This is a genomic window from Paenibacillus sp. MY03 (assembly GCF_002165585.1).
GTDB lineage: Bacteria > Bacillota > Bacilli > Paenibacillales > Paenibacillaceae > Pristimantibacillus > Pristimantibacillus agaridevorans.
This window is the reverse complement of sequence record NZ_MXQD01000008.1, coordinates 77,782-90,245: the sequence shown is the minus strand read 5'-3', so window position 1 is coordinate 90,245 and position 12,464 is coordinate 77,782. Positions and strand designations below refer to the sequence as shown.

The 12,464-nt window shown below is 53.3% G+C and carries 13 protein-coding genes; 1 reads left to right on the top strand and 12 read right to left on the bottom strand.

Features of this window, described 5'->3' with window-relative positions:
• Window positions 1-53 precede the first annotated feature (53 nt).
• From B1748_RS36800 to B1748_RS09515, 7 genes are all read right to left on the bottom strand, one after another.
• A complete protein-coding gene (locus B1748_RS36800; protein WP_179215504.1) occupies window positions 54-191 on the bottom strand; it encodes a hypothetical protein in 138 nt (45 codons plus the stop codon).
• An 86-nt stretch (window positions 192-277) separates the two neighbouring features.
• Window positions 278-1,342, bottom strand: a complete 1,065-nt coding sequence (locus tag B1748_RS09540) for an LCP family protein (RefSeq protein WP_087567667.1) — start codon at window positions 1,340-1,342, stop codon at window positions 278-280.
• A 16-nt stretch (window positions 1,343-1,358) separates the two neighbouring features.
• The gene (locus B1748_RS09535) at window positions 1,359-1,631 is read right to left on the bottom strand and encodes a hypothetical protein (RefSeq protein ID WP_087567666.1); all 273 of its coding nucleotides are present in this window, start codon (window positions 1,629-1,631) and stop codon (window positions 1,359-1,361) included.
• A complete protein-coding gene (locus B1748_RS09530) occupies window positions 1,628-1,939 on the bottom strand; it encodes a YlaH-like family protein (RefSeq protein ID WP_087567665.1) in 312 nt (103 codons plus the stop codon). The genes B1748_RS09535 and B1748_RS09530 overlap by 4 nt, the downstream gene beginning before the upstream one ends.
• A gap of 87 nt (window positions 1,940-2,026) precedes the next feature.
• A complete protein-coding gene (typA, locus tag B1748_RS09525) occupies window positions 2,027-3,868 on the bottom strand; it encodes a translational GTPase TypA (RefSeq protein ID WP_087567664.1) in 1,842 nt (613 codons plus the stop codon).
• Window positions 3,869-4,161: 293 nt separating this feature from the next.
• Window positions 4,162-4,644, bottom strand: coding sequence for a hypothetical protein (locus B1748_RS09520; protein ID WP_087567663.1), 483 nt, complete (start codon window positions 4,642-4,644; stop codon window positions 4,162-4,164).
• Window positions 4,645-5,024: 380 nt separating this feature from the next.
• A complete protein-coding gene (locus B1748_RS09515; protein WP_087567662.1) occupies window positions 5,025-5,684 on the bottom strand; it encodes a TerC family protein in 660 nt (219 codons plus the stop codon).
• Between the two features lie 142 nt (window positions 5,685-5,826).
• Between B1748_RS09515 and B1748_RS09510 the strand changes: the two genes are divergently transcribed.
• Entirely contained in the window at window positions 5,827-6,549 is a 723-nt protein-coding gene (locus tag B1748_RS09510) for a TerC family protein (protein ID WP_087567661.1), read from the top strand.
• Window positions 6,550-6,578: 29 nt separating this feature from the next.
• Here B1748_RS09510 and thiI read toward each other — a convergent pair whose 3' ends face one another.
• From thiI to B1748_RS09485, 5 genes are all read right to left on the bottom strand, one after another.
• Entirely contained in the window at window positions 6,579-7,805 is a 1,227-nt protein-coding gene (thiI, locus tag B1748_RS09505) for a tRNA uracil 4-sulfurtransferase ThiI (RefSeq protein WP_087567660.1), read from the bottom strand.
• A 1-nt stretch (window position 7,806) separates the two neighbouring features.
• The gene (locus B1748_RS09500) at window positions 7,807-8,961 is read right to left on the bottom strand and encodes a cysteine desulfurase family protein (RefSeq protein WP_087567659.1); all 1,155 of its coding nucleotides are present in this window, start codon (window positions 8,959-8,961) and stop codon (window positions 7,807-7,809) included.
• A gap of 104 nt (window positions 8,962-9,065) precedes the next feature.
• Window positions 9,066-9,785, bottom strand: a complete 720-nt coding sequence (locus B1748_RS09495; protein ID WP_087567658.1) for a lytic transglycosylase domain-containing protein — start codon at window positions 9,783-9,785, stop codon at window positions 9,066-9,068.
• 156 nt (window positions 9,786-9,941) lie between these two features.
• Window positions 9,942-11,645 carry a DUF2339 domain-containing protein gene (locus tag B1748_RS09490; RefSeq protein ID WP_087567657.1) on the bottom strand — a complete coding sequence of 568 codons (1,704 nt, stop codon included), beginning with the start codon at window positions 11,643-11,645 and terminating at the stop codon, window positions 9,942-9,944.
• Window positions 11,642-12,328: a YwaF family protein gene (locus B1748_RS09485; protein WP_256975613.1), complete on the bottom strand. Its 687-nt coding sequence runs from the start codon at window positions 12,326-12,328 to the stop codon at window positions 11,642-11,644. The genes B1748_RS09490 and B1748_RS09485 overlap by 4 nt, the downstream gene beginning before the upstream one ends.
• Window positions 12,329-12,464 lie beyond the last annotated feature (136 nt).

Below are 12,464 nucleotides of genomic sequence, written 5' to 3'. Positions count from 1 at the left end.
GAGCGCAGACGACATTTGCTTTCCTGTAATTGCAAAAAGCCTAGTGAGGTTCACTAGGCTTTTTTACATAGGCCGGGCATAGCTCGGCCTTCCTTGTCCATTAAGTTGTCTGCAAACATGCTCTCAGCCAATTGATGCAAGCGCCAGGTGCTATTAAGCAGCGGGTTGCCCTTTCTTCTCTCTTCGGTCATCCGCACAACCTCCTTGGCTTGGAATGTGGGGGAATAAGCTGCAGCTTAGCTCCATTATAAGTTATCATATTAAGGTTAGTCTACGCTCATTCTCCCATTTTCTCCTTAAGGGCGGTACGGACGTTCGCAAGGCTTGTTTCGTCGGCATATACATAGGGACTGCGCCAGACGCCGTCAAGGGCAAGAAACGTAATGTCATCGCTTCGGACAGAATAATACGTCTCCAGCATCCGCGTAATTTCCCTGCTTGGCATATCGATTCGAATGTTATTGCCAACCGCCTCGATGACGGAACCAATCTTGGCCGCGCCTCCAAGGGAAGTCAGCTTGTCAACGATCGCGCCAATTACCTCGCTTTGTCTTCGGTTACGGTCGAAGTCGCTCGACATATTGCGGCCGTCATTCGACTTCCGATATCGTACGAAGTCAAGCGCCTTGTCGCCGTCAAGGTTCTGAATGCCGGGCTGCAGATCAATTTTCGTGCCGTCGGCGTTATCCGTGTATTTCATTCGCATGTCGACGTTGACCTTCACGCCTCCCACGGCGTCTACAACATCGCTGAAGCCTTGGAAATTAATGATTCCCGCATATTTGATGTCAATTTCGAACAGCTTGCCCAGTACGTCGCTCACCGCCTTTTTGCCGGCTAGCTGCGCTTTTTCCGTATCGGCCCCCTTGCTCTTTGCATCGCTATAGAAAGCTGCATAGATGCTGTTGGCTTTACGTCCTTTGTAGCCTTCAACGGCAATATATGTATCTCGCGGAATGGAGACGACGGTTGCCTTTTTTGTCTCGGGATCAAATGCCGCCACCATCATGACGTCCGTATTCAATCCGCCGCCGTGGCTTCTCGAATCGAGCCCCATCAGCACCATAGCTACGGGCTTCTTCTTTACCGACTCTGCGACGGGCACCTTTACACCTTCATCGTTATTGCTTACGCTGCTTATATTGTCGATCGCATCCGTCGTCTTGAGTACGACATAACCAAGCGCAGCTGCGACAAGAATGAGCAGACCTGCGAAGACGCCCAGAAAAATGGACAATCCCCTTTTTCGTTTTTTTACCTTCTTCGGTTTTTTGCCCTTTGCGGGGGTTGGCTTCGTCTGTCCGCGCGATTCCGAGCGTGGGGGCAAGGATGTTTGGCTCATGGAGTCCACCTTCTCGTTAGTTATATTTGGGATTCGAAATAATGTCTTGAAGCAACGCTTCGCCTAGCTCGCGAGGATAGTGCTGGCTGTATGGCTTGCCTGCCTTCTCGTAGGTTACCTCAATCCGTGCATTGTCCATCGACGAGACTGCAACTTGATCCAGTCCATGGTCCTCGCGCAAAATGTCTTCGAAGAACGCAAGCGTGCGAAGCGCCGCATCGTCATCCGGACGGCCTTCGGCAACCAGCTTGATCTGCAGCCAATAAAACAAAGCGTCCTCCAGTCTCATCGTCCCGACTCCGGCTTGCCCGTACCGTCTTGGGGCCCTTTGCCTTTCTTCCACTTATCGTACAGCTGCCTGCCTCTCAGCATGAGCATCATAATGACGGCGACAGCCATACACTGGATGATGGGCAGCTTGTCCACCTGAAGAATCATAAGAATAAAGGATCCGAATGCCATCAGCAGATAAACAAGAATCTCCTTAAGAATAGGTAGCCTCGCTTGCGGACGGAAGACTGAATTAAATATGTAGATCGTAAAAGCCAAAATGATCAGATATGAAACCAACTTATGATCGCTTAACCATTCCTGCATGGATATTCCCTCCTACAACGTTAAGGGGAGTCCGCCTTGGCGGCGAACTCCCCGTAATAGGCCTTCCCTCGCGGGTGCGCTGGTTGATTACACGCCAGCTTGCGACATCTTCCGGTGTTTTTCCGCACGCTCGCGCTCGCTCTTCACCAGAATTTTTTTGCGCAGACGAATCGACTTCGGCGTAATCTCACAATATTCGTCATCGTTCAGATACTCGAGAGCCTGCTCCAAGGAGAAGATGACCGGCGTCTTCAGCTTAACGGTGTCGTCCTTGCCCGCGGAACGAACGTTGGACAACTGCTTCTCCTTGCAAATGTTGACGATGATGTCGTTGTCGCGGTTATGCTCGCCGACGATCATTCCTTCATAGATTTCTGCGCCCGGCTCCAAGAAGAGCAAGCCGCGATCTTCTACGCCCATCATGCCGTAGAAGGTAGATGTACCGTTTTCGCTGGCAACCAGAACGCCTTGGTGACGGCCGCCCACGCTGGATCCGGCAAGCGGACCGTAGCTGTCGAATGCGTGGTTCATAATGCCATAGCCGCGAGTCAGCGTCAGGAACGAGGTCCGGTAGCCGATGAGACCGCGAGCCGGGATAATGAACTCCAGACGTACTTGTCCGCTGCCATTGTTGATCATGTTAACCATCTCTGCTTTGCGAGTGCCCAGAGACTCCATAACGGAACCCATGCTTTCTTCGGGCACGTCGATCAACAGACGCTCGTACGGCTCTTGTTTAAGGCCATCGATTTCTTTCACGATTACTTCGGGCTTCGATACCTGAAGCTCAAAGCCCTCGCGGCGCATATTCTCGATCAGAATGCCGAGATGCAGCTCGCCGCGTCCGGATACGACGAAGGCATCCGGGCTTTCCGTCTCGTCGACGCGAAGCGCCACGTCCGTCTCCAGCTCCTTAAAGAGACGCTCGCGCAGCTTGCGGGACGTCACCCACTTGCCTTCGCGGCCAGCGAACGGACTGTTATTGACCAGAAATGTCATCTGCAAAGTCGGTTCGTCGATCTTGAGCACCGGCAGCGCTTCTGGACGCTGCGGATCTGCGATCGTCTCGCCGATGTTGATTTCGCGAATGCCGGCAATGGCGACAATATCGCCTGCTCCGGCTTCAGGAATTTCAATGCGTTTAAGCCCCTGGAAGCCGAACAGCTTCTCGATGCGAGCCTGCTTCGTCTTGCCGTCATGGTCGATTACCGCGACAGACTGGCCTTGATTGATTGTGCCGCGGTTAACGCGGCCGATCGCAATGCGGCCAAGATATTCGTTATAGTCAAGCAGCGTAACCAGGAATTGAAGCGGGTCTACCGTGCTTTCCGTCGGGGACGGGATATGGCTGACGATCGTCTCGTACAGCGCCTGCATGTTGTCGTCCTGTTTCTCGGGATCCAGACTGGATTTGCCCATCAGAGCGGATGCGTACACAACCGGGAACTCCAGTTGCTCGTCGTTGGCGCCAAGCTCGATAAACAAGTCCAGCACCTCGTCGATGACTTCTGTCGGTCTTGCGTTAGGACGGTCGATCTTGTTCACGACTACGATCGGCGTAAGCTGATGCTCAAGCGCCTTGCGCAGTACGAACTTCGTCTGCGGCATACAACCTTCGAAGGCGTCAACGACGAGCAATACGCCGTCAACCATCTTCATAATCCGTTCTACTTCGCCGCCGAAGTCGGCGTGTCCAGGCGTGTCTACGATGTTGATCAGGAAGTTCTTGTAATTGATGGCCGTGTTCTTGGCCAAAATCGTAATGCCGCGCTCGCGTTCCAGATCGCCCGAGTCCATCGCACGCTCCTGTACGGATTCATGCTCCCTAAATGTGCCCGATTGTTGAAGCAGCTTGTCAACCAGCGTTGTTTTGCCATGGTCTACGTGCGCGATGATGGCGATGTTGCGTATGTTCTCTCTTGCTTGCATAAGAAATAACCACTCCACTTTTTAAATTTCTTCTTAGAGGTAGTTCAAAAAGTACGCTTTTGATCACGAAGTATGCCACTTAGCATTCTCGACATCGAATATTGAATTCAGGCGAACCTTCCGGTGCTCACTTAGCTCTGCTAAGCTCTGCTCCTCAGTTTCTACCTTCATCCAATCTTCTACAGCGTTTTTGAAAAAAACGCAGCATCGGAAGCATACGCTCATGTGCTGAAAATCGAACTTTTTGAACATATTCTTGTATTAAGTTCTTGCGGTCTTGCGGTCTGGCTGACTTACCAACGTTTGCGAGTACCGAACATCATCCAAGCCCCTGCTGCGATGAGCGCGGCCGCAACAAGGTAGATGCCCCAGCTCCATAGCAGGATCAAGAGAAGGAATACGATAGACGCGATACCGGTACCGAGCGATGCGGTGAATACGACGCGCGGCACATTGCTGCCGAACATGTAATATTCGTAGAGCCCTGCAGCAACCCCGAATACGAACAGCGGCCACAGGTATTTAAGGCTCTCCCATCCGGCAATGTTGCAGACGATAAACAGCAGCGAATACACAACGAGCATACCGCCGGGTACAAGCGCGACAGCCGGAACGATTCTGCCGAAATAGAGCACATGCAAAAGCACGCCCGGGATCAAGACGAGCAAAGGCCAGAAGATCGCGCCCAGAAAGCTGAACACGCCTACTTTGCCCAACAGAATAACAACCCCGGCTAACAGCAAAATAATTCCAGCGGAATATTTGTTAGATGGCATAACTCTTCCGCTCCTTACAACATCGATCGTATAGACAAGACGAAAGACGGCGAATTTTATCTATATTAGTTTATAGGAACTGCGGCAAAAAAACCAGTACGAAGAGTTGCCAGAGCAAAAAAAAATCGACCGCGCCTTCCAAAAGGCGCAGCCGAAGCGTATTTTTGCATTTTTACAGGTCGTTCAAAAAAAAGAAATTAAAGTGTGTGTTCAAAAAGTTCGGTTCTCAGTACCGAGAAGATTGGATGAAGCTAGAACCTGAGGAGCGGAGCGTAGCAGCGCTACGTGAGCACCGGAAGGTTCGGCTGAATTCAATATTCGACGTCGAGTAGGCTTCTTGGATTACTTCGTATTGGGAAGCGGACTTTTTGAACAACCTCTTAAACGGTTTTTTTCTTCCAAACGGCTAGGGCAACGACTAGTGGCACGCATAATAGCGGAATCAGCTCGGACAGCATCTTGGAGTTATGAAACAGCACGGCGTTCATGCCGGGATCCTTCATCAGCATCTCGCCCGCCGCGAATGCCAGCAGAGCAGCCCCTATGTACCCAAGCGCCGGCACCTTCTGAAGAAGCTTGCCCAGCAGCTGGCTTCCCCACACGATCATCGGAATGCTGAGCGCAATGCCGAGAAGCACCAGCACGAGGTCGCCGTCCGCAACCGCAGCGATAGCCAATACGTTGTCAAGACTCATGATGAAGTCGGCAGTCACGATGGTCCAGATGGCATGTCCGAGCGTGGTAGCCCTCTTGACGCTCCCATTGCCTTGCCCGGCGCCGGCATCTTGCAGCAGCTTGATTGCGATGTATAACAGCAGGAATGCGCCGACGGCTTGAAGGAACGGAATTTGCAAAAGCTGCAGCGCGACGACCGTAAGCAGACATCGAAGCGCGACGGCGGCGAATGCTCCCCACCAGATGGCCCTTTTTCTCTGCGCTGAAGGGAGGTGCTGGCTGGCCATTGCGATGACGATGGCATTGTCTCCGCTTAGCAATACATTAATTAAGACGATTTGTAGAAAAATAAGTGTGCTGTCCACACGCGAACACTCCCCTTTCATAACAGGGGTATGTCCAAGCTTTGGAGAATATGTCCAAAAAAAATGATTGACCATCTTCACGAACGGACATATTTGATGTAGACTTCATAATGCGAAGCTTATCGAAAGGAGGAACTAAAATATGGATTTTTTCTCGGTCGAGTTTTTCACCGCTCTGATGACCATCGTTTTCATCGACCTCATTCTGGCCGGGGATAACGCCATTGTCATAGGACTTGCGGCTGCGAAGCTGCCCAAGCATCAACAGAAACAAGCCGTTATCTGGGGAACCGTCGGCGCTGTCGGCATTCGTGTCATTGCAACGGTGCTCGTCGTGTACTTGCTGGACGTGCCATGGCTCAATTTGGCCGGCGGCCTGCTCCTCGTATGGATCGCATACAAACTGCTTGTACAAGAGGAAAGCCACGATAACATCAAAGCGGGCAACACGCTCTGGCAGTCGATCCGGACAATTATTATCGCCGACGCGGCGATGGGCATTGATAACGTCATCGCTGTAGCGGGCGCTGCCAAAGGCACATCGCATGGCGATCACGAGCTGATTCTCGTTATTCTGGGACTGCTGATCAGTATTCCAGTCGTCGTATGGGGCAGCACGCTGTTCATCAAGCTGATCAACAAATTCAGTTGGATCGTCTATATCGGATCCGCCGTGCTTGCATACACGGCTGCCAAGATGATCACGCACGAGAAGAAGTTTAACGGCTTCCTGGAAGACGACAAAGTCATTTACTGGTCCTTCATCATCGTAGTCGTCATTCTGACCGTTCTCGCGGGTTACTTAACGAACAAACGCAATATGGCCAAAACAGCCAAGAAACAAGAAAGCAGCGGAGCCCACTAGGGTTCGCTGCTTTTCTTTTTATACTAAGATCAGAACCATGCATCCTCTTGTGACGGGTTGTCGCTTTTCGCTGCAGGGGCGTTAGGATACAGCTTGATCACTTCCGTATCCCGCACGGCCGTCTCGATCATATCGCTCAGACCGCCGAGTCCCGCTTCTATCCTCTCGACTACACGCAGATTGGGATTCGTGCTCGGCGACTTGGGCAAAAACAACGTGCAGCAGTCCTCGTAAGGCAATATCGACGTTTCATAAGTGCCGATCCGGTAGGCAATATTAATAATCTCCTGCTTGTCCATCATAATCAGCGGTTTGATCAGGGGCAGCTGCGTCGCCCGCCCGATCACGTTCATGCTGGCAAGCGTCTGACTGGCAACCTGGCCGAGGCTCTCGCCGGTGACGATGCCGCCAGCTCCGCTGCTCTCAGCGATACGCTCCGTTATTCGCAGCATCGCTCTTCGCATGAGGGTAATGATAAGATGCTCCTGACCGGATTGAGCAAGGGTGGTCTGGATCTCCGTAAACGGAACCAAATGAAGTTTCATCGATACCCCGCTGAAGTAGGTCAATCTTCTGGCAAGCTCTACGACTTTATCCTTCGCTTGTTCGCTTGTGTAAGGGTAACTGTGGAAGTGGACAGCTTCCACCTCGAGTCCTTTGCGCATGGCCATCCAGCCCGCTACGGGACTGTCGATACCGCCGGAGAGAAGAAGCAAAGCCTTCCCGTTGGAGCCGAACGGAAACCCTCCTGCCGCTGGAATAACTTCGCAGAACACATAAGTCGCTTCCTCCTGGATATCGACCTTAAGCTCGACCTCCGGATTTCTGACATCTACGCTCAGCTCCGGGAAGGCTCTCAGAATATGTGCGCCGACGAGATGGTTCATCTCGTGCGAGCTGTGCGGGAAACCCTTCCATGCTCTTTTGACGCTTACCTTAAACGTCTTCGGCGGCTTGCCGAGCGCATTCATTACGGTCATAGCCGCGGATCGAATCTCCTCCAGCCCGCTCTCCGTACTGCGTACGGGACTAAGAGAAACAAGGCCGAATAATTCCTTCAGCCGTCCGGCCACAGGCTCCCAGGGATGTCCGTTCAGCTTGACGTACAGCCTTCCGTACGTTTTCCAATAGGTGACCCCTTCGTAACCCGACAGCGCATTTTTGACCTGCTGCAGCATTTTTTTTTCGAACTGGTTTCGGTTTCTTCCCTTCATGGTCAAGTCCCCGTACCTTAAAACGATCTGGTCGAATATCAACTTAAGTGCTCCTCTCAAGCGGCTTCAATTGCTCAATGACTTCTTTAATCGCCGTAATCAGGATATCGACGTGCTTTTCGTCATGCTCGTCGCCAAAGCTGATTCTGACGCCTCCTGCCGCGGCTTGTCCGCTCGCCCCGATGGCCAAAAGCACGCGGCTCGGCTTGTTGTCCTTGGATGAGCAGGCCGATCTCGTGGAGACGATGATGCCTCTCTGCTCCAGACTGTGCACGATAACCTCCGGCTTCATGCCGGCGTAGGAGAAATTCACGATATGCGGCGCCAGCGGCTCGCTTCCATTAAGCGTCAGCTCGGGTACCGCTTCTATAAATGCCTTAAGCTTGTCCCTAAGTACAATCATTTTATGTTCGCGCAGGGTCATTCCTTCGACGGCCAGCCGCACCGCCTTTGCCGAAGCCACGATGCCCGGGACATTTTCCGTGCCCGCACGAAATCCCTTCTCATGGGAACCGCCGGAGGACAGAGGCTGAAGGTGGACGCCGTCGCGGACGTACAGGAAGCCGACTCCGCGCGTTCCGCCGAATTTGTGAGCGGAACCCGACAGCAGGTCGATGCCCCAGCCTTCGACGTCGATCGGGAGCTTGCCCAGGCTCTGCACGGCATCCACATGGAACAGCACCTTGGGATACCCGCGCAGAAGTTCTCCGATTTCGCGTATCGGCTGAACCGTTCCGATCTCGTTATTGACGTGCATGACGCTTACGAGCACTGTCTCTTTTGTTAATGCCGATCGAATATCTTCCACGCTCACATGACCGGAACGGCTCACAGGCAAAAAGGTAACGTTATACCCTTCTCCCTCCAGTTGCCTTACGGCTTCAATTACGGAGGAATGCTCGATGCCGGTCGACACGATATGGCGACCTCTCTCCCGATAATAACGCGCGCTCCCCTTGATTGCCAAATTATTGGATTCCGTCCCGCCCGAAGTAAACAGCCATGTTCCTTTGCTTGTTCCGAGCTTGGCTGCCAGCTGCGTTCTGGCGCGTTCAATTAACTTGGCCGCCTCCGCTCCGGGACCGTGCAGGGAAGAAGGATTGGCATAAGCCTTTAGCATAACCTCCATGGCGGTGCGAGCTACCTCCTCGTAAGGGGGCGTCGAAGCGCAATGATCGAAATAAATAGGGTTCTGCATGTTGGTGAACCTCCTCGTTCATGAGAAAAGGGACCAGCGCCGCTCCGCCTGTTACTGCGGTAGCAACCGTGATCCCCGAATACGTTTTAGTTCGCGTGCTACATCTAAAACTTGGCTTCTTGCACTTTCGCGACGTAACGCTGCGTCTCCTGCGGCAGCTCGCTCAGTCTGGACAGCAATTCCGCATCGGTCGAGATGCCCAGCCTGTCTATGCGGCCTGGTCCTGCATTGTAAGCTGCCAGAGCTACCGACTCGTTGCCGGCGTATTTGCGCAGCAGCAGAGACAAGTAACGCGTCCCGCCTTCGATATTTTGGACGGGGTCGAAGGAATCGGTTACGCCAAGCCCTCTTGCCGTTCCGTCCATCAGCTGCATCAGACCTTTGGCACCCGCATGCGATTCGGCAAGCGGCCTAAAGCCCGACTCCGTCGCGATCACCGCTTCGATCAAGGCGCTGTCTACGCCGTATTTCGAAGCCGCGCTAGCAATGATGCCGGCGAACGGTGCCGCTGCTTCCGAAAAGCTCCCGCCATCCGTGGCCGATTGTGCGCTGGCGTCCCCCCAGATCAGTCTGCCCTCATAGCCCATTGAGGACTCCACCTGGGCCCATAGCTGATTGGACCATACTGCGGCGGGCGACGTCCCGTCCCCGCTGACTGCTTCGCCGATATCGGAATTGCCAAGCTGCGCGCTCAACATTTTGTTGAATAAGGAAACATCGTCGCTGTCCTGACCCGACGCTTTTTTGGTGTTTGCTCCAAAGCTCAGGGATGGCGCCAGCTGTGCCTGTATCATTGATTTTAATGTTCGCGGATCTATACTCACGTTCGTTGCCCCCTAGAGATAACATGAATCCGTACAATTGCGGAACAACCGCATTGCTGCAGGTACATGAGTATTATCGGTATCCATTGTACAACTTTTTAGCCCATTCTGCCAGAACTCGTCTAAAAACCAGGGGACGGCGCATCAAGGAGCTCTCTAATCCCTTTCATCGGAGGGGCTTTCGGCATTGCCTCCGCCTGCTTCATGCTTCCGATCCGCTTGGATATTCTGGACTGCGTAATCCGCTACAAATATCGTTTCGCCGGAGACCGGCTCTTCGTTTGGACCTTCGTCCCTTGCGCGCTTCTCCGCTTCTCCGCCCCTCCACTTGCTGTTAACCCAGGTAATGGCGAACGAGATGGCGCCAAGCGCCAGCAAGGCGATTGCCTTGTACAGCGGCTCCTGTCCGCTTAGATCCACAAAGATCGCTTTAAATGCGACCAGCACCAGTACGATCGATCCGAACCACCTAAAGGTGCGCTCCTTGTAATAATTGCCCCACAGAATGAGCAGCAAGGCGTAGATTCCCCATACGACAGACAGCGTAAGATCCATATACACGCCATAACCGCTTTGGAAATATTCGGTGAAAATATTCTCGATCTGTCTCGTCATTAATCCGCCGACAATCAGATGGGCCAGCAGAGCAAACAGCCTTGACGTTGCCCTGTTCATAAGCTCGCCTGCGCCGGGCAGCCGCAGCTGTCTGGAGTAGTAGAAGCCGAGTGCGGCAAGAGCGATCCAAGCCATCGCCCCCCAGTTCAGAAACGGGATATAGACGCCAAACCATTCGCCCCTTGGCGTCGTCCAAGTGACAACGTACCAGTAGGCGCCAAGGTAGAACCAGACGATCGCGGCGATCAGCACGGCGGGGAACCAGCGTTTGATATGGCCCACGCCGGTCAGCAGCGCAACAAAGCCGGTCCACATCATCACATTAAACAATGTACCTTCGCCTAAGTTGTTCAGCGACATGAGCATCAGAAGCACGCCGGCTAATACGAACGAAACAGCCGGTACTGACCAGGAACGGCTCAATCGAAAGAGGACGAAGCCGCCAGCGGCATAGATGACGCCCATTCCCGCGATGACATAGCCGTAAGGAACATCTCCTTGCCAGATAAACAGCGCCCAAACGCCGAACAACAGTCCGTTGATGGCATTGAGATACAGATCAACGCTATCGAAGCTCAACTTGCTGGTCCAAGTGGCCGCAAGCAAAGCGAACGTGTAAAACAGGTACGCGCATATAGCGTATCGGATCGGCATGTTCCAGAGGCCTTCGGTAGAAGGGGAAAAATGGATGAAATAGATCGTATACAGCAGCCATGTTCCGCCGAATGCGATGATGCGCAGCTCCATCCAGCCTTTTGTAATGCTCAGATAGAAGAGCGCGATATTCAAAACCAGCAAGTACAGGAAAAGCGTCAGCACGGAATCCCAATCCGGACGAAGCAGCATCGGGGCCAACAGCCCGCCCGCCAGAGCAATATTCGTCAGCATACGCGAGTTGAACTTATGGGCGTATGCGAGCATGCCCGCCGTAACGGCCGTCATGCCTAGCAGCACCAGGGTAGGCTCCCACATATCGTAATAGATGCCCGCGAACGAAAAGGTCGCGTACAAGATACACGCTCCGATGCCTAATAAGATTTGGCCGGTCAACTCCCATTTAGGCTTCTGCGCGATTCTTCCTCCGCCTAATGCGAAGGCGATGCCTGCCGCAATTCCGATGCCGATCTTCATCGCATTCGTGATCCAGCCTTTATCTATGGAGAATTGGAACATCGTAATAAAAGCGGTAATGACGAACAACGCGCCCAGCAGTGAAGTCCAATGGTTCTTAATCGTATCCTTCATCTCGTTTTCCCCCTAAGCGTCCAATGGACGAAATGGATGATACCGTACATCATCAGGCACATGGCTGCGGCTATCAGCTCCAGTTGAAGCAAATACCATGGCCATGGAGCCAGTGCGTCAAGCAGCGACGCGGTGCCCGGCTTGCGGGCCAGAAACATGAAGTTCGTCGTGCCCGTCGCGATATTGGTAATAGCAGCCGGAATGGCGAGGACGTGGAGCCACAGCAACGCGCCGAACGTAGCTCGCAACGTCGGCCGATAACGTTCCACGGCAATCAGATACATCGCGGCTGCCATAATGCCGATATGAGCGGCGAAGAAGTGGAAGTATCGGAATTCCGGAAATGGCGCGTCCAGGTTTGGCGTGATCAGCGCCTGCAGGGCTCCTGCCACTCCCAGGAAGACGACGACCGGGTACAACCTCTTTGCATTTGACAAGAGCATTGCCGCCGACAGCAGCACCATGAGGCTGCAGAGCTGGAACGGCAGCGATCCCGCACTCCAGTTGTCCTCCAGCACATAAGACAGCTGGAAGGATACTTCGCAGGCAAGGAGCAGAACCGCGAGTCCTACGCGCATGGCGCGCCCGGTCTTTTCCTCCCTCAACTTCGTCCGCCCCGCCGCAATGGCAGCCAATACGGCTACGGTGACGGTCAGCGCGGCCAGGTGCGATCCCGAAAACATTTCAAACAATGACTTCACCTCCCCTTCGCACGCACAATTTTAGGTTTATTACGGTTTTGACTTTTTTGCGCTCTTGACTTTGTGTCTTGCGGTTTTGATTTTGTGTCTTGCGGTTTTGACTTTGGGCTGCGGTTTT